At 74.1% G+C, this 16,671-nt stretch carries 17 protein-coding genes; 7 read left to right on the forward strand and 10 right to left on the reverse strand.

Annotation, left to right across the window (positions count from 1 at the left end; all coding sequences use genetic code 11):
* The first annotated feature begins 3 nt into the window (after positions 1-3).
* Together SM573_RS03320 and SM573_RS03325 are read left to right on the forward strand one after the other, a co-directional pair.
* Positions 4-1,353 (forward strand): hypothetical protein, encoded by a 1,350-nt coding sequence (locus SM573_RS03320; protein ID WP_474613962.1) that lies wholly within the window; start codon positions 4-6, stop codon positions 1,351-1,353.
* 34 nt (positions 1,354-1,387) lie between these two features.
* A complete protein-coding gene (locus SM573_RS03325; RefSeq protein WP_474615435.1) occupies positions 1,388-2,257 on the forward strand; it encodes a 3-methyladenine DNA glycosylase in 870 nt (289 codons plus the stop codon).
* 106 nt (positions 2,258-2,363) lie between these two features.
* Here SM573_RS03325 and arfB read toward each other — a convergent pair whose 3' ends face one another.
* The 7 genes from arfB to SM573_RS03360 form a co-directional block, all read right to left on the reverse strand.
* Positions 2,364-2,771: an alternative ribosome rescue aminoacyl-tRNA hydrolase ArfB gene (gene arfB, locus SM573_RS03330; protein ID WP_474615728.1), complete on the reverse strand. Its 408-nt coding sequence runs from the start codon at positions 2,769-2,771 to the stop codon at positions 2,364-2,366.
* Positions 2,772-2,798: 27 nt separating this feature from the next.
* Positions 2,799-3,095 (reverse strand): hypothetical protein, encoded by a 297-nt coding sequence (locus tag SM573_RS03335; protein WP_474613964.1) that lies wholly within the window; start codon positions 3,093-3,095, stop codon positions 2,799-2,801.
* Positions 3,096-3,187: 92 nt separating this feature from the next.
* Positions 3,188-4,048 carry a S1C family serine protease gene (locus SM573_RS03340; RefSeq protein WP_474615436.1) on the reverse strand — a complete coding sequence of 287 codons (861 nt, stop codon included), beginning with the start codon at positions 4,046-4,048 and terminating at the stop codon, positions 3,188-3,190.
* A 50-nt stretch (positions 4,049-4,098) separates the two neighbouring features.
* A complete protein-coding gene (locus SM573_RS03345) occupies positions 4,099-5,058 on the reverse strand; it encodes a VWA domain-containing protein (protein ID WP_474615437.1) in 960 nt (319 codons plus the stop codon).
* Positions 5,055-6,041: a DUF58 domain-containing protein gene (locus SM573_RS03350; RefSeq protein WP_474613967.1), complete on the reverse strand. Its 987-nt coding sequence runs from the start codon at positions 6,039-6,041 to the stop codon at positions 5,055-5,057. Before SM573_RS03350 ends, SM573_RS03345 begins: the two co-directional genes overlap by 4 nt.
* A 26-nt stretch (positions 6,042-6,067) precedes the next feature.
* On the reverse strand, positions 6,068-7,114 hold the full coding sequence (locus SM573_RS03355) for an AAA family ATPase (RefSeq protein WP_474615438.1): 1,047 nt from the start codon (positions 7,112-7,114) through the stop codon (positions 6,068-6,070).
* 194 nt (positions 7,115-7,308) lie between these two features.
* Positions 7,309-7,809, reverse strand: a complete 501-nt coding sequence (locus SM573_RS03360; protein WP_474613969.1) for a hypothetical protein — start codon at positions 7,807-7,809, stop codon at positions 7,309-7,311.
* Between the two features lie 420 nt (positions 7,810-8,229).
* Here SM573_RS03360 and SM573_RS03365 point away from each other — a divergent pair, with 420 nt between their 5' ends.
* Positions 8,230-9,168, forward strand: a complete 939-nt coding sequence (locus SM573_RS03365; RefSeq protein ID WP_474614034.1) for an endonuclease/exonuclease/phosphatase family protein — start codon at positions 8,230-8,232, stop codon at positions 9,166-9,168.
* Positions 9,169-9,195: 27 nt separating this feature from the next.
* On the opposite strand, the gene cimA is transcribed toward SM573_RS03365, so the two are convergent.
* Positions 9,196-10,779 (reverse strand): citramalate synthase, encoded by a 1,584-nt coding sequence (gene cimA / locus SM573_RS03370; RefSeq protein WP_474613970.1) that lies wholly within the window; start codon positions 10,777-10,779, stop codon positions 9,196-9,198.
* A 416-nt stretch (positions 10,780-11,195) separates the two neighbouring features.
* Here cimA and ahpD point away from each other — a divergent pair, with 416 nt between their 5' ends.
* From ahpD to SM573_RS03385, 3 genes are all read left to right on the forward strand, one after another.
* Positions 11,196-11,726 carry an alkylhydroperoxidase, AhpD family gene (gene ahpD / locus SM573_RS03375; protein ID WP_474615439.1) on the forward strand — a complete coding sequence of 177 codons (531 nt, stop codon included), beginning with the start codon at positions 11,196-11,198 and terminating at the stop codon, positions 11,724-11,726.
* A gap of 129 nt (positions 11,727-11,855) precedes the next feature.
* Positions 11,856-12,314: a PRC-barrel domain-containing protein gene (locus SM573_RS03380; protein ID WP_474613972.1), complete on the forward strand. Its 459-nt coding sequence runs from the start codon at positions 11,856-11,858 to the stop codon at positions 12,312-12,314.
* A 60-nt stretch (positions 12,315-12,374) separates the two neighbouring features.
* Positions 12,375-13,100: a tyrosine-protein phosphatase gene (locus SM573_RS03385; RefSeq protein WP_474613973.1), complete on the forward strand. Its 726-nt coding sequence runs from the start codon at positions 12,375-12,377 to the stop codon at positions 13,098-13,100.
* Positions 13,101-13,189: 89 nt separating this feature from the next.
* On the opposite strand, the gene SM573_RS03390 is transcribed toward SM573_RS03385, so the two are convergent.
* Positions 13,190-14,287, reverse strand: coding sequence for a branched-chain amino acid aminotransferase (locus SM573_RS03390; protein WP_474613974.1), 1,098 nt, complete (start codon positions 14,285-14,287; stop codon positions 13,190-13,192).
* 276 nt (positions 14,288-14,563) lie between these two features.
* A complete protein-coding gene (locus SM573_RS03395; RefSeq protein WP_474613975.1) occupies positions 14,564-15,595 on the reverse strand; it encodes a 3-isopropylmalate dehydrogenase in 1,032 nt (343 codons plus the stop codon).
* 221 nt (positions 15,596-15,816) lie between these two features.
* On the opposite strand from SM573_RS03395, the gene SM573_RS03400 reads away from it, so the two are divergent.
* Positions 15,817-16,662 carry an FAD:protein FMN transferase gene (locus SM573_RS03400; RefSeq protein WP_474613976.1) on the forward strand — a complete coding sequence of 282 codons (846 nt, stop codon included), beginning with the start codon at positions 15,817-15,819 and terminating at the stop codon, positions 16,660-16,662.
* The last annotated feature ends 9 nt before the right edge of the window (positions 16,663-16,671 follow it).

A 16,671-nucleotide genomic window follows, 5' to 3' on the forward strand; every position in this document is an offset into this window, starting at 1 on the left:
CGCATGCCTGCATCGACACGACGCCACAAGGCCCTCGCGGTGTTCGTACACTGCCTCGGCATCCTCGCCGCCGTGCCGGCTCTGCCCGCGGTGGCTCCCGACCCGGCCGCCGCGCGGCCAAGACCCGCGGTGGCTCCCGAGCCCTCGCCCTCGGAGTCGTCACCGCCCGGCTCGCAGCAGCCGGGGATGCCCGCGGCGCCGCCGGCGGTCCCCACGCCCACCCGGGCGCTGCCACCGCCGCCGAAACCGCCGGTCACCGTGGCGGTGGCGCCCGCGCCCACCCCGGCGCCGGCCTACCGGATCCACGTCCGCAACACCGGCAGCACGCCGGTGGACACCACGATCCGGCAGGAGCTGCCACCGGGCGCGGCACCGTCGCTCATCACCGCCGGCGGCCAGGCCAGCCGTGTCGCCGGCCACTCGGCGAGCGAGGTGACCTGGCGGCTGAAGCTGCCCGCGAGGAGCGTCACGACGCTGAACACCTCGCTGGCGGCGGCTCCGACGGGTCAGGCGGTGACAGCGCCCGCCTGTGCCTTCACCAGCGACGGCGCGCGGCCGTACGACTGCGCCACCGCCACCTGGAGCGCGGCGGCGGGCGGGTCGACCGAAGCGGCACCGACCCCGGCGTGGCGGCAGCCCCCGGTGCTGTTCGGCGTGCTGGGCGCGATCGTGCTCCTGGCCGCGGCGGCAGGCTGGTGGCTGTGGCGGCGTCGCCGTCGCCGCCCGGTCGCGGCCGCCCTCGCCACCGGCGACGGGCCGGCGCGGGACCCCCGCCAGGGCCGGGGCACGATCTATCCCCGTCCGGCGGCGCCCCCGGTGACGAAGCGACGGCGTACGCCTCCCGTCTGGGCGCTGGTCGTGACGGCGGTGGCGGTGCTCGTGGGCGTCGTCGGCGTGGCCGGCTGGACGGCCACCCGCCGGGTCACCGCGATCGACACCGACAGCCAGCCGACGAGCGGTGCCTGGCGGGGCAGTGGAGTCTCCGGGCCGGTGGGCGTGCCGCTGCGCGAGTCGGCCTTCGAGTTCACCGTCTACCGGGTCGCCTGCGGGGCCGCCGGCGCCCCGACGCGGAAGTGCCAGGCCACCGTCGGCGTGCGCAACCTCACGCCGGAGCAGCAGGCCTGGCACGGTGAGCTACAGCGGGCCTACCTGCCGGGTGGCCGCTGGGTGACCACCGACGTGCCGGCCACCCGGATGGCCAACCTGGGCCGGGACGTCTTCGCCCAGCCGCTGGGCGCGGGCAGCCGGGTGGTGCTGCCGCTGGTCTTCACGTTCGACGGACGCGAGCCGCCGAAGCAGATCGAGCTGCGCAGCGGGGTGTTCTCGGCGGGCGTGCGGGTGGACGTGCCCTGACCGGGTCGGTGGGCGGCGGTCGTACGCTGGTGCGGTGACCGCCGCCCTCACCCCTGCCACCGCGCTGGACGCGGCGGCCTGGCGGGCCCGGCGTCACGCGCACGAGGAGCGGGTCGACGCCTGGCTGCGCCCGCACCTGGCGAGGCGGCACCGGGGCGAGAAGCACCCGGTGGAGGACTTCCTCTTCACCTACTACTCGTACCGTCCGGCCCAGCTGCGCCGGTGGCACCCGGGCGCGGGCGTGGAGCTGCGGGACGCCGACCCGGCCGAGTTCGGCCGCGACTACCGGGCCGGCGCCGTCGGGGTGACGCTCGACGCCGCCGGGGTGCGCGCGCGGCGGGCCGAGTCGATCGAGTGGATCCGTGCGCTGCTCGCGGCCACCGCCGGCCGTCAGCCGCACTTCGGGTGCTTCGGGATGCACGAGTGGGCGATGGTCTACCGGCAGACCCAGGCGGAGGTACGGCACAACGCGTGGCCGCTGCGGCTGAGCCCGGAGGAGACCGCGCGGACGGTCGAGGCGAACCGGGTCCGGTGCAGCCACTTCGACGCGTACCGGTTCTTCACGGCGCCCGCCCGGCCGCTGAACCTGCTCACCCCCACCCGGGAGACGCAGCACGCGCTGGAGCAGCCGGGCTGTCTGCACGCCAACATGGACCTGTACAAGTGGGCGTACAAACTCTCCCCGCTGGTCCCGTCGGAGCTGGTCGCGGACTGCTTCGAGCTGGCGCGGGAGATCCGCACCCTGGACATGCGGGCCAGCCCGTACGACCTGGCGGCCCTGGGGTACCCGCCGGTGCGGGTGGAGACGGCGGAGGGCCGCGCCGAGTACGCCGCCGCCCAGCGCACCTTCGCGGCACGGGCCGCCGTGCTGCGCGACCGGCTGCTCGCCGCCGTCGGCGAGTGAGCGGGCCGACCCCTCGGGCACGCTGCTGACTCTTCGTGCTGCACCTGCGGTGTGGGCCGTCCGCTTCGCGCGCGCAGACGCCGACGGTCGACCAGACCGGCGCCAACTACTCGCCGTCGACGCGGCGGTCCCGCTTGCGCTGGGACTGACGCTTCTTCTCGGCGAGCCGCCGTTCCTTGGCGCCCCGGGACGGGCGGGTCGGCCGGCGGGGCGGAGGTGGCGGGGCGACCGCCTCGCGCAGCAGCGCGCCGAGCCGCTCCCGCGCCGCCTCGCGGTTGGCCAACTGGGCGCGGTGCTCGCTGGCCGTGATGGTCAGCACGCCGTTGACCAGCCGGCCGGCGAGCCGGTCCAGCGCCCGCGCGCGCAGGGTCTCGGGCACGCTCGGCGAGCGGGCCAGGTCGAAGCTCAGCTCCACCCGGGTGTCGGCGGTGTTGACCCCCTGCCCGCCGGGGCCGGACGACCGGGAGAAGCGCTCACGCAACTCGGCCGCGGGGACGACCCAGCGACCGTTCACCCGTACGTCGCCATCCACACCCCGAGGCTAACGCCCCGACCGGTCGCTCGGGGTCGCGGACGGGGTCGGCGCCGGCCCGGCCGCCTCCTCGTCGGGGCCGACCGCGGCGTACGCGACGGCGCCGATCAGCAGCAGCGCGATCACGCCGACCTTCGTGGTGACGGCCCGGATCAGCAGCCAGGCGGTCCGCCGGGCCGTCGGCACGCTCTTCTTGACCGTCTGGTAGTCGGCCCAGCCGCGTCGCGCGCGGGTGTACGCCGACCCCACACCACACCCGATGAGCAGGCCCACCAGCAGGAGGACCGCGATGAGAGGACGCTCCACCCACGCCAGTATCCATACTCAGCGTAATATTTCCATTCCCCGATGGTCCCGCGCCGGATATCCGACACTGGGCGTCTTCCCATGAGCAGTGGTCAGCCACCCTTGCCGATGATCGTGTCCGCGGTCTGTTGCACCTGCTCGATCGGGATGGCGAAGCCGATGCCGATGGAGCCGTTGCCGTCGATGGTGGCGATCGCCGTGTTCACCCCGACCACCTCGCCCCGCGCGTTGACCAGCGGGCCGCCCGAGTTGCCCGGGTTGATTGACGCGTCCGTCTGCACCGCCCGGTGCCGATTCGCGCCCAGGCGCACCTGCCGGTCCAGGGCGCTCACGATGCCCGCCGTGACCGTGCCGGAGAGGCCGAGCGGTGAGCCCACCGCGAGCACCGGCTCACCGACCCGGGTCGAGTTCGGCTTCGCCAGCGGCAGCGCCGACAGACCCGCGTCCGCCGGCACCTTGAGCACGGCCAGGTCGCTGCTCGCCTCCCGGCCGACGACCTCGGCCGCGTAGCGGCGACCGTCGGGCAGCTCGACCGTGACGGACCCCCCGCCCCCCTTGGCCAGGATGTGGTCGTTGGTGATGATGTGCTGCTCGTTGTCCACGGCGAACCCGGAGCCGCTGGCGGCGTTCGCGCCGCCGCCGGCCAGCACCGAGACGACGCCGGGCACGGTGCGCTCGGCGGCCGTGACCAACTCCGCCGGCACCGGGGCCGCGGCGGCCGCCGACTCCCCCGGCGCACCGTCCCGGCTGGCCACCCAGCCGCCCGCCGCGGCGCCGGACGCCGCGGAGAGGGCCACCACCGCCAGCGCGCCCAGCAGCCGGGCGCGCCACCGCCGGCCGCCGCCGTCCCGTCCCGATCCGGGCCCGTCCCACCGCGCCCGCCCGTCCGGATCCAGCTCGGGCGAGACGAACCAGGGACCGCGGGGCTCGCCCAGTCCGGTCTGTACTGCCATGCGTACTCCTCACGTCGGGGTCCTGCGGCGCCGGCCCGGCCGGCGCTCCGTCAGGGAAGGCGGGAGAACCAACGCATCGACCCGGCCGCCGCGCCCATCGCGAACACGAGCCCGAGACCGATGAAGCGGGCCGAGACGTCCTGCCGCTCGGTGCGGTAGCCAACCGAGGTGCCGATGTCCTCGTAGACGGCGCGCAACTCGTCCGCCGTGCTGGCCTCGTGGAACATCCCGCCGGTCTCCTCGGCGACCGCCTCGAGCGTCTGACCGTCCACCGGCACCTGGATCGGGCGGCCGCCCCGGTCCACGAACCCACCCGGAGTGCCGAACGAGATTGTGTGCACCGGCACCTTCGCGGCGACCGCCTCGGCGGCCGCCTCCATCGGGTCCAGGCCCGAGGTGTTCGCCCCGTCGGAGAGGAGCACGATCCGGGCCGGTGGCGGCTCCTTCGCCGCCTGGCTGTCGAGACCCTTCACCGCGCCGAGCGAGGTGTTGATCGCCTCGCCGATCGCGGTTCCCTGGACGCCGGTGATGCCCTCGGCGAGCCGCTCGATGCCCTCGTGCAGCGCCTCCCGGTCGGTGTCCGGCGGCACCAGCACGGCGGCGCTGCCGGCGAACGCGACCAGCCCCACGTTGAACTCGTCGGGCAGCCCGTCCACGAAGCGTTTCGCCGCGCCCTTCGCGGCGGCCAGCCGGTCGGGGTCCACGTCGGTGGCGAGCATCGAGGTGGAGACGTCGACCGCCACCATCACGGTGGCGCGCTCCCGGGGCACCCGCACCTCGGCGGTGGGCCGGGCGAAGCCGACCACGAGCAGCGCGAGCATCGCCAGGAAGAGCCCCGCCGGCACGTGCCGGCGCCACGCCGGGCGCTGGGGCGCGATCCGGTCGAGCAGCCGCAGGTTGGTGAAGCGGACGGCGTAGCGGCTGCGCCGCCGCTGCATGAGCAGGTACCCCACCGCCAGGGCGAGCACCCCGAGCAGCAGCCAGAGCCGGCCCGGTGACAGCCAGGTCACGCCGCACCTCCCCGGACCGGACGGGCCGGCGCCGCGGCGAGCCGGCGCTGGGACTGCACGTGCCGCACGATGTCGGCGCACCAGTCCCGGTCGGTGCGCAGCGCCAGATGCGTCGCGCCACTGCGCCGCAGCGCGTCGCGTACCTGCTCACGCTGGGCGGCGGCGGCGTCCGCGTACCGCTCCCGCAGCCACCGGTCGGAGGTGCAGACCTCCCGGCGGCGGCCGGTCTCCGGGTCGACCAGCGTGACGATCCCCACGTCGGGCAGCTCCCACTCACGCGGGTCGGTCACCTCGACCGCGAGTACCTGGTGCCGCACCGCCAACCGGCGCAGGCTCCGCTCCCAGGCCGGCGGCTGTCCGGGGTCGTCGGGCAACCCGTCGAGGAAGTCGGAGACCACCACGACGAGTCCGCGCTGGTGCGCCACGCGCGCCGCGGCGGCCAGGGCGTCGACGAGACCCTGCGCCGCCGACGGGGCACTCGCCTCGTCGTGTCCACCGGTCCGCGGCACGGCCAGCAACGCCCGCAGCAGGCTCAACAGGTGCGTACGGCCGCTGTGCGCCGGAAACCGGAGCAGCCCGGTCGACGCGAGCAGCAACGCGCCCAGCCGGTTGCCCACCCCCGCCGTGAGGAAGCCGACCGCGGCGACCGCCGCCACGGAGAGTTCCCGCTTGTCCAGCTCGGCGGTGCCAAACTCCATGCTCGGGCTGGCGTCCACGAGCAGCCATGTGGTGAGCTCCCGATCGGCGTCGACCTCGCGCACGTGCGGGACCGTGGTCCGGGCGGTGACCGCCCAGTCCATCCGGCGGACCTCGTCCTCTCCCGGCCGGTACTCACGGCTGCCCGCCGGCTCGCTGCCCGGCCCCGGAAGCAGACCGCGGTACTGCCCGTGCAGCAGCCCGTCCAAACGGCGGGTGATGGTGAGTTCCAGCCGGCGCAGTCGCTGGTCGGGAGCGAGCTCGGCCAGGCCCGGGTCGGCCGGCACGGGCGCGGGTGCTCTGCCCGTGCGCCTCATGCCGCCGCCAGGTCCGACGCCTGTTCCGGCTGCGGTGCGAGCCGCGGCGGGGGCACCGCATCGACCAGCCGCCGCACCAGCGACTCGGCGGTGACGCCGTCGGCGACCGCGTCGAAGGAGAGCACCAGCCGGTGGGCCAGCACGTCCCCGGCCAGCTCGCGTACGTCCTCGGGCAGCACGTAGTCCCGGCCCCGCAGCAGCGCCTGGGCGCGGGCCGCGGCCACCAGGCCGAGCGTGGCCCGCGGGCTGGCCCCGTAGGCGAGCATGGACCCGATCTCGGCCAGCCCGAACCGTCCCGGGTCCCGGGTGGCCAGGATGAGGCGCACCACGTACTCGGCCACCGCGTGGTGCACGAAGACCCGCTCGGCCCGGCGCTGGAGCTGCCGCAGCCGCTCCGGGTCGAGCACCTGCCGCGGGCTGGGCCGGTCGGTGCTCATCCGGTAGAGGATGGCCAGTTCGTCCGCGTCGCTGGGATAGTCGACGAGGACCTTGAGCAGGAAGCGGTCCCGCTGCGCCTCCGGCAGCTGGTAGACCCCCTCCGACTCGATCGGGTTCTGGGTGGCGAGCACCAGGAACGGCGACGGCACGGGAAAGCTCCGCCCGCCGATCGAGACCTGCCGCTCGGCCATCGCCTCCAGCAGCGCGGACTGCACCTTCGCCGGGGCCCGGTTGATCTCGTCGGCGAGCACCAGGTTCGCCATGACAGGGCCCAGTTCGATGTCGAAGCTCTCCTGGGAGGCCCGGTAGATCCGGGTGCCGACGATGTCCGACGGGACGAGGTCGGGGGTGAACTGGATCCGGGAGAAGGTGCCGCCGACCACGGTGGCGAGGGTCTGCGCGGCCAGTGTCTTCGCCACGCCCGGCACCCCCTCCAGCAGGCAGTGCCCGTCGGCGATCAGGGCGATGAGCAGGCGTTCGACGAGGCGATCCTGCCCCACGATCACGCGTTTGACCTCGGAGAGGGTCTGTTCCAGGTCGGCGGCTGTCGGTTGGTCTTCGACCGGGCTGGGCACGCTGGCCAGGGTGTCCGAGATGTCCGTCACGGTGCTTGCTTCCCGAGCCACCCACGCGACAAACGTCGGATTATCAGCGCCTCGACGGCCCTAACCCGGCTGGAGCGGGACGATCCGCCCGGATGGTGGACGCGACGAGCAAGCCACGCAGCGGGCGCCGGACCGGACGTGCGGGGACGCGACGCGGCCCCCGCGCGGGTCCGCGGGGGCCGGCGCCTGCGCCGTCAGGACGTGTGGACGACCAGGTGGAACGGAAGGTCGACCGGGGTGCCGGCCGAGTTGCGGGTCTGCACGAAGACCGCGTTGGGTGTGCTGAGGCGCGGGGCCACCGAGATCTCGCCGGCCGGCGGGACGCAGCAGGAGTCCGCGCGGCCGATGGTGGCCACGTACACCCCGGAGGTGACGAGGAAGCCGAACTGGACCTCGTACTGGCCGGGGCCGTACTTGATGACGGTGCCGGTGCCACGCGCCTTGGTGCCGTTCGCGTTGACGACGACCGTGGTGGCGGTGGCGACCATCGTGCTGACGCTCGACTTGAGCGCGGCCCGCGCCGAACGGGACGACTCCGCCGTCACCGGCGGCTGGGAGTTGCTGGCACGTGCGGCGGGCTGGGCCCCCGGCGCCTGCGCCGCCGGCTGGGCGACGGCGATGCCGCCCCCGGCGAGGGTGAGCCCGAGGACGGCGAACGCGACCGCGATCGCCTTACGTCGGAATGGTGTGGCCATGACAGGTCCCCCTTGTGTGACCGTGCGAATTCGGCCGACCCGCGGGGCGGGACGGATGACTGCCCTATCCGTGATCGAAAGCACCCGTAACACATCATCGAGGAATGGGATCAAGCGCACCTCAACATCATTTCCTCGGTGATCGCACCCACTCTGAGCAGGTATTACTACTCATAGTTGCGGGCTTCCGACCAGGTGGAACGTAGCACCGAAAAAAGTTGGGCGTCAATAGCGAAGAGGTGCTGAAAAATGTCCGACAGCCCGCCCCACAAATTTGTGAAATGTGAATGCGAGGAGATTCGCGAAATCGTCGGCCGGGCGCCCCTCCCCCCGCCGTCGGCACTTCCGGGATAGGTTGCGCGGGTGATCGTCGACGCTCCGGAGCGGCCCCCCGGTGACCGGAGACGGCGTGCGACGGCCCTGCTCTGCTGGCTCGCGGTGCTCCCCGGCTCCGCCTGGGCCGCGCTACGGCTCGCCGGGCTGGACCGGGGCCCACTGGTGCAGGCGCTCGCCTTCACCCCGTACGTCGCGGCCTGGAGCCCGGTGCCCCTCGTGCTGGCACTCGCCCTGCGACGCCGCCGGCCCGCGGTGGTCGCGGCACTCACCGTGGTGGCGCTGGTCGGGCTGGTGGCGCCCCGGGCGCTCGCCACCACACCGCCCCCGGCGGCCGGTCCGACCGTACGGCTGCTGACCGCGAACCTGCTCGCGGGCACGGCCGATCCGCGGGTCCTCGTCGACCTGGTCCGCCGGCACCGCGTCGACGTGCTCGCGGTGCAGGAGTTCACGCCCGGCGCGCAGGCCGAACTCGACCGGCTCGGCCTGGACCGGCTGCTCCCCCACCGGCAGCTCAACCCGCTCGACGGCACACCCGGTTCGGGCCTCTACTCCCGCTTCCCCATCAGCGACCCGGGAGTGCGACGTCACCGCGGCGGCTGGGGCTTCACCCAGGCGTACGGCACGATCGCCGTCCCGGGCGCCCCGCCGGTGCGGGTGGAGTCCGCGCACCCGTCCGCCCCGTACGCGCTGGACCAGGTCGGGTTCTGGCGCGACGACCTGGCGGCGCAGCCACCCGCGACCCCGGACGGCGCACTACGGATCCTGGCCGGGGACTTCAACGCGACCCTCGACCACTCCCCGCTGCGCGCCCTGCTGCGCACCGGCTACGTCGACGCGGCCGACGCCACCGGGAAGGGGCTCGTCGGCACCTGGGGCCCGTACGACGGCGACCTGATCCCGCCGGTCACGATCGACCACGTCCTGGTCGACCGCCGGATCGCCGCCCGCGAGGTCGACGTGCTGCGCCTCCCCGGCACCGACCACCGCCCCGTCCTGGCGACCCTCACCCTCCCCACCCCCTAACCCCGCGCCCCGCGGGTGGGGGTGGGGTCAGACCTTGGTGCGGTCCAGGCCGTAGGTGAGGGCGTCGACGAGAGCGTGCCAGCTCGCCTCCACGACGTTCGGGTGCACCCCGACGGTCGTCCAGTCGCGGCCCGCGCCGTCGGCGGTCTCCAGCAGCACCCGGGTGACGGCACCGGTACCGCTGCTGCCCTCGAGAATGCGCACCTTGTAGTCGGCCAGCTCGAACTCGCGCAGCTCCGGGTAGTGCCGCACCAGCCCCTGCCGCAGCGCCTCGTCCAGGGCGTTCACGGGGCCGTTCCCCTCCGCGGTGGAGATGACCCGCTCACCGCGGACGCGGAGCTTCACGGTGGCCTCGGAGACGACCGCGCCGTCCTCCCGATGCTCCACGATCACGCGGTACGACTCCAGGGCGAACGGCCGGGCCGGCGCGCCCTCCGGCAGCTCCGAGCGGACCAGCAGCTCGAACGAGGCGTCCGCCGCCTCGAACGACCAGCCGCCCGCCTCCAGCTCCTTGACGCGGCTCGTGACCCGGGACAGGGTTTCCGGATGGCCGGCCAGGTCCAGCCCGAGCTCGCGGCTCTTGAGCTCGACACTGGCCCGACCGGCCATCTCGGTCACCAGGATCCGCATGTCGTTGCCCACCACCGAGGGGTCCACGTGGTTGTAGAGCAACGGGTCGACCTTGATCGCGCTCGCGTGCAGTCCCGCCTTGTGGGCGAAGGCCGCGGCCCCGACGTAGGCCTGGTGGGTGTCGGGGGCGATGTTGGCGATCTCGGCGATGGCGTGCGAGACCCGCACCATCTGTTCCAGGCAGCCCTCCGGTAGGACAGGCAGCCCGAGCTTGAGTTGGAGGTTGGCGACCACCGCGAAGATGTCGGCGTTGCCGGGCCGCTCGCCGTACCCGTTGGCGGTGCCCTGGACGTGCCGGACGCCCGCCTCCACGGCGGCGATCGTGTTGGCGACCGCGCAGGCGGTGTCGTTCTGGCAGTGGATGCCGAGCCGCTCCGGGCCGACGCCGACCCGGGCGGTCAGGTCGGCGATCACGGCGGTGACCTGGGACGGGAGCATGCCGCCGTTGGTGTCGCAGAGCACCATCACCTCGGCGCCGGCGGCCAGCGCGGTCTCCACCACCGCGGCCCCGTACGCCGGGTCGTGCCGGTAGCCGTCGAAGAAGTGCTCGCCGTCGACGAAGACGCGGCGACCCTCCGCGACCAGGTGCGCCACCGTGTCGTGGATCATCGCGAGGTTCTCGGCCGGGGTGGTGCGCAGCGCCCGCTCGACGTGCCGCAGGTCGGCCTTGGCGACCAGGGCCACGGCCGGCGTCTCGGCGTCGAGCAGGGCACGGACCTGGGGGTCCTCGGCGACGGCGACACCCGCGCGGCGGGTCGCGCCGAACGCCACCAGCAGCGCGTGCCGCAGGTCGAGCTCGGTGCGTGCGCGCCGGAAGAACTCGGTGTCCTTCGGCACCGCGCCCGGCCAGCCGCCCTCGATGAACCCGACGCCGAACTCGTCGAGCAGCCGGGCCACGGCCAGCTTGTCGACGACCGAGTAGCTGAGGCCCTCGCGCTGCGCGCCGTCGCGCAGCGTCGTGTCGTAGACCTGGAACGTCATGGCGTGCCTTCCTCTGTACGCGGGTGGCGAGAGCGGCGAGCGGGCCGGACCGGAGGGGCCGCGGAGCAACAAAAAGACCCCCCGCGGATGCGGGAGGTCTGCGCGCTCGGCGGACGGGGCCGGGCGCGCTAGCTGCCAAGAATCAGGGCGGTGCTGGTCACGATCGCTACTCTGCCACCCCGGCCCGGTTTTGGGAGGCAAAATCCACATGCCGGGACGGCGGCTCCGTGCGCTACCGTCGGGACCGGAATCCCGGGGACACCAGGCGTCTCCCGGCGCCGGCGTCGCGGGCCGCCGTGACCGGGCCCGGAGGACCTGCCCGGCCGGATCCCGTGCCGCCGTCGAGGAGGACCCCGTGCCCGCTGCCCACCACCGCCGCACCGAGGGCGGACCGTCCGCCGGCACCGGCGCCTGACGTGGGGCTCGACGCGGTCGGCGCCGGCCTGCCCGGTTACGCCGACGACATCCGGCTCACCCTCCTCGCGGCCGTCGGCGAGTCGACCCTCACCCCGGCGCAGGTGTGGGGCACCGCACTGGCCTGCGCGGTGGCGGCGCGCGAACCCGTCGTGCTCCGGGAGATCGCCGCCGAGGCCGCCGACCACCTGCCGCCCGAGGGGATCGAGGCGGCCAAGGCGGCGGCCACCGTCATGGCGATGACCAACGTCTACTACCGCGCGAAGCACATGCTCGACGACGAGGAGTACGCCTCGATCCCGGCCCGGGTGCGGATGCGGATCGTGGCCCGACCGGGCGTGGCGAAGACCGACTTCACGCTCTGGTGCCTCGCCGTCTCCGCGATCAACGGCTGCGACGTCTGCGTCCGGTCGCACGAGCGGAAGCTGCGCGCCGCCGGCCTCGGCCGCGAGCAGGTGAACGAGGCGCTGCGCGTGGCCGCCGCCGTCCACGCCGCCGCGGTCGCATACGCCACGGAGGCCACGCTCGGCTGAGCCCGGAGACGAGCGGGCGCGCGGCGTGCCACCTGGCACGCGACGAGGTGTAACGATCTCGACAACGGGTAGGACAACAGACCGACAGGGCACCAACCCCCGATCAGTCGAGTAGAGGAGTGAAACGCCATGGAGCGGCTCGACCCTCGCACGACCCACGGGACGCCGGATCCGCTCGCGCCCATCGACGGAGGCGTCTTCCCGGGTGGCGCACCCGGCGGCGCGTTCGACCCGTGGCGCTACCGCGACGACGCCGGAGTGACCGGCGTCGACCTGGTGGGCTACAAGGTGGAGGCGAACGACGGCGGCATCGGCAAGGTGGACCGGTCCAGCCACGAGGTCAACTCCAGCTACCTCGTGGTCGACACCGGCCCGTGGATCTTCGGCAAGAAGGTCATGATCCCTGCCGGCACCGTCAACCACGTCGACCACGACGAGCGGAAGGTGTACGTCGACCGGAGCAAGGACCAGATCAAGGCCGCGCCCGAGTTCGACGAGACCGCCGACACCGACCCGACCTACCGGGACAAGCTCGGCGGTTACTACAGCGACACGTACTCGGCCATTCCTCCGGGTACCGCTCGCTGACGGTGGATCCTGTTCACCCGGCCGGTGGGGCGACGCCCCGCCGGCCGGTACCGTGTCAGGGTGGACACGACCGAGGTCAGCCGGCACATCCCGTTCACCACGATCTTCAACTTCCGCGACGTCGGTGGTCTTCGGAGCCGGGGCGGCCGCGAGGTGCGCCGTGGACGGCTCTACCGTTCCGACTCGCTGCACCGCCTGGACGACACCGACCGGGCCGCGTTCGCGTCGCTCGGCGTCCGCACCGTCATCGACCTGCGTCGCCCGCGGGAGGTCGAGCGTGACGGCCGGGTCCCGCACTTCGACGGCCTGACCTGGCGGAACATCCACCCGGAGCACGCCGAGTGGACCGAGCGGCCGTACCAGCCGGAGAGCGACCTGGCCCGCTACCTCGCCGACCGGTACGCCGACCTGGCCCGCACCGGCACCGCGGGGCTGGCCGAGGCGGTCGGGCTGATCGCCGACTCCGTCAACGCGCCGGTGGTGGTGCACTGCGTGGCCGGGAAGGACCGCACCGGCATCGTCTGCGGGCTGACGCTCGCCGTGCTCGGGGTGTCCGACGAGGACATCGCCGCGGACTACGCGCTGAGCGGGGAGAACCTCGCCCGGTTCCAGGAGCTGGCCGCGCAGGTCGGGCTCGGGATGCCACCGCTGGCCTGCCCCGCCGAGGCCATGACTCTCTTCCTTGCCGAGCTACGGGAGGGCTACGGTTCGGTCGACGACTACCTTCGCCACGCCGGCGTCACCGACGCGCAGCTCACCGCGCTGCGGGAGCACCTGCTGGCGTGAGGGGCGGGCGCCCGCGCACCGGTGCGCGCTGACGAGAGACGACGACGGCCCCTCCACCGCGACCGGCGTGGCGGAGGGGCCGTCCCCGTTCAGAGCACGCGGGTGACCCAGCCGTGGGAATCGGCGGCGTTGCCGCGCTGGATGTCGACCAGTTGCTGGCGCAGCGCCATGGTGACGCGACCGGGCTCGCCCCCGCCGATCAGGAACTCACCGTCGGGGAACTTGACCTGGCCGATCGGGGTGATGACGGCCGCGGTGCCGCAGGCGAAGACCTCCCGGAGCCGGCCGCTGGCCGCGTCCGCCTGCCAGTCGGCGAAGCTGACCGGGCGCTCCTCCACCCGGTGCCCGGCCTCGCCGGCGAGCGTGAGCACCGACTCGCGGGTGATGCCGGGGAGGATCGTGCCGGTCAGCGGCGGCGTCACCACGCTGCCGTCGTCGTAGACGAAGAAGACGTTCATGCCGCCCAGCTCGTCGACGTAGCGCCGCTCCACCGCGTCGAGGAAGACCACCTGGTCGCAGCCGTGCTCGATCGCCTCCGCCTGGGCCACGAGCGAGGCCGCGTAGTTGCCGCCGCACTTCGCCGCCCCGGTGCCGCCGGGCGCGGCACGGGTGTAGTCCGGGGAGACCCAGACCGACACGGGCTTGACCCCGCCGCTGAAGTACGCCCCCACCGGCGAGGCGATCACCGTGTAGAGGTACTCGTTCGCCGGGCGCACGCCGAGGAAGACCTCGCTGGCGAACATGAACGGCCGCAGGTAGAGGCTGCCGTCCGGGTCGGTCGGGATCCACTCGCGGTCGATCTCGATGATCCGGCGCAACGAGTCGATGAACGCCTCCGGGGCGAGCTGCGGCATCGCCATGCGCTGGGCGGAGGCGGCGAAGCGGGCCGCGTTCGCCTCGGGACGGAACAGGGTCACCCCGCCGTCGGCGGTGCGGTAGGCCTTCAGCCCTTCGAAGATCTCCTGCGCGTAGTGCAGCACGGCGGCGGCCGGGTCCATCGGGATCGGCGCGCGGGCCTCCACGCGGGCGTCGTACCAGCCCTTGCCGTCGGCGTACCGGATGGTCACCATGTGGTCGGTGAAGATCCGGCCGAAGCCGGGGTTGGTCAGCAGCGCGGCCCGATCCGCGGCGGATACCGGCGCGGGATTCGGACGGATCTCGAAGTCGAGCTTGTCACCACCGCTCATCGCGCTGACCTCCCTGCCGGACAACGGCATGCGGGATCAGCATGCCGACTCACTGGTGCTCAGAAACTTACCCCGAACGTTCGTTCAGCGGGTAGCGCCGCCCGGGCCGTCGGCGGCGCCGAAAGAACGGTGCGGGATGGGGGCTTCCGCCCGCCGCGCTCGCGCGGGCGCGGCGCCGGCCGGGCGGCGCGGCGGGGCCAGGCCGGTGTCTCCGCCGCCCGCGTCGCGGTTCGGGTGGGGCCGCCGCCCGGGACTCGGGCGGACCAGCGCCGCTGCTCAGCCGGCCGCGTGACCGGCGAGGCGGTCGCCCACCTCCGCCGTGCGTACCGGTACGCCCGGTACCCGGTTGGCCAGCTCGGTGGCGACGGCGGCGGTGACCCGCGCCGCGGCGTCGGGGTGGCCGAGCTGATCGAGCAGGAGGGCGGCGGACAGCACGGCGGCCACCGGGTCGGCCACCCCCTGGCCGGCGATGTCCGGCGCCGAGCCGTGCACCGGCTCGAACATCGAGGGGTACGTCCCCTCCGGGTTGATGCAGCCGCTGGCCGCGAGGCCGATGCCGCCGGTCACCGCGGCGGCGATGTCGGTGAGGATGTCACCGAAGAGGTTGTCGGTGACCACCACGTCGTAGCGCTGCGGCTGGGTGACCAGGAACATCGCCGCCGCGTCGACATGCTGGTACTCCGTGGCCACGTCGGGGTGCTCGGCGGCGACCGCCGCGAAGGTGCGCGACCAGAGCGAGCCCGCGTGGGTGAGCACGTTGGTCTTGTGCACGAGGGTGACCTTGCGCCGTTCCCGGCGGCTCGCCCGGGCGAACGCGTCCCGGATCACCCGCTCCACACCGTGCCGCGTGTTGAGGCTCTCCTCGGTGGCGACCTCGGCGGGGGTGTCGCGGTGCAGCGTCCCGCCGGCGCCGGCGTAGAGCCCCTCGGTGCCCTCGCGCACGACCACCAGGTCGACCTCGCCGGGCTTCACGGTGGCGAGCGGGCCGGGCACCCCGGGCCAGAGCCGGGACGGCCGGAGGTTGACGTACTGGTCGAAGGCGAAGCGGAGCTTGAGCAGCAGGCCGCGCTCCAGCACGCCGGGTGGCACGCTCGGGTCGCCGACCGCGCCGAGCAGGATCGCGTCGTGCTCCGCCAGCTCGGTGAGGACGGAGTCGGGCAGCACCTCCCCGGTGCGGTGCCAGCGGGCGGCACCGAGGTCGTACTCGGTGGCCTGTACGCCGGGAAGCACCGCGTCGAGGACCTTACGGGCCTGCGCGACCACCTCGGGACCGATCCCGTCCCCGGCCACCACCGCGATCCGTGCCACGCCTGCGCTCCCTCTGCTCGCCGTCCGCACCACGGTACGCCGCTGTCCCGCCCCCCGGTACACGGAGTCCGCATCATGGGAATCGTCGACGCACAGGACCCTCCCAGCTGAGTTTCATGAGGCAGTCATCTTCGCTGCCTAGCCTGTCCCTGAGCGGGTCAACGGGGGCCCGTGCCGGTGGGCGCGTCGGGGCGACCACCACTCGCTAGGGGGCGATCGCCATGCGCATCGACGAGCAGCCGCGGACACGCTGGCCCGACCCTGCCGCCTTCCGCCACCGCCGCCCGGATCTCCGCCTCGGCAGCCCCACCCACCGCGTGGACCGCCCCGGCACGGTCGGCGGCGACCGGATCGCGGTGGAGCATACCGTGCGGACCGCGACCGCCGAGTACACGCTGCTGCTCAACGCACCTGCCGCGCTGGGGCGCCGGCGGGTCGGGGAGGCGCTGCGGGACGCCGTGGCCGAGCTGCGCGCCGTCGACCTCACCTATGGGCCGACCCGCCCGCACAGTCTCGTCTCCCGGCTGCGCCGCGGCGAGATCAGCCCCGAGTCGTACGCCCCGCTCGCCGACCTGGTGGACCGCTGCGCCGCGATGCGCGCGGCGACCGACGGCTGGTTCGACGCCTGGGCGGTGCCGGGTGGGTTCGACCCGGGCGGCCTGCTCGGCGGCTGGGCGGTCGAGCGGGCCGCCGCCCGGCTGCGCGCCAACGGGGTCCACGACTACGCCGTCGTCACCGGCGCCGACCTGGTGGTCCGCGGCCACGCCCCGCACGGCGGGCCGTGGCGGGTGGCCGTGCACCACCCGACCGAGCCCGACCGGCCGCCGCTGTTGCTGGAGATGACGGCCGGCGCGGTCGGCACGTCGGGAGTCTCCGGCCGGCAGGGGCACGTCGTGGACCCGCACACCGGCGAACCCGCCGACCAGCTGGTCGCTGCGACCGTGGTGGGCCCGGACCTCGCGGTGGCCGACGCCTACGCGACCGCGCTCTACGCCGCCGGCCCGGCCGGGCTGGCCTGGTTCAGGGGAAGCTCGGACTACCGGGCGCTCTTCGCCCACCGCCGGTGACCCGCCGCC

It is taken from the genome of Micromonospora xinjiangensis (assembly GCF_056150165.1).

What these genes read in the sequence shown, in the direction of transcription:
- SM573_RS03320 (WP_474613962.1), top strand. Translation starts at nt 4, where the DNA reads ATGCCTGCATCGACACGACGCCACAAGGCCCTCGCGGTGTTCGTACAC.
- SM573_RS03340 (WP_474615436.1), bottom strand. Translation starts at nt 4,048, where the DNA reads ATGGCAGTACAGACCGGACTGGGCGAGCCCCGCGGTCCCTGGTTCGTC.
- SM573_RS03360 (WP_474613969.1), bottom strand. Translation starts at nt 7,809, where the DNA reads ATGGCCACACCATTCCGACGTAAGGCGATCGCGGTCGCGTTCGCCGTC.
- cimA (WP_474613970.1), bottom strand. Translation starts at nt 10,779, where the DNA reads ATGACGTTCCAGGTCTACGACACGACGCTGCGCGACGGCGCGCAGCGC.
- SM573_RS03380 (WP_474613972.1), top strand. Translation starts at nt 11,856, where the DNA reads ATGGAGCGGCTCGACCCTCGCACGACCCACGGGACGCCGGATCCGCTC.
- SM573_RS03390 (WP_474613974.1), bottom strand. Translation starts at nt 14,287, where the DNA reads ATGAGCGGTGGTGACAAGCTCGACTTCGAGATCCGTCCGAATCCCGCG.
- SM573_RS03400 (WP_474613976.1), top strand. Translation starts at nt 15,817, where the DNA reads ATGCGCATCGACGAGCAGCCGCGGACACGCTGGCCCGACCCTGCCGCC.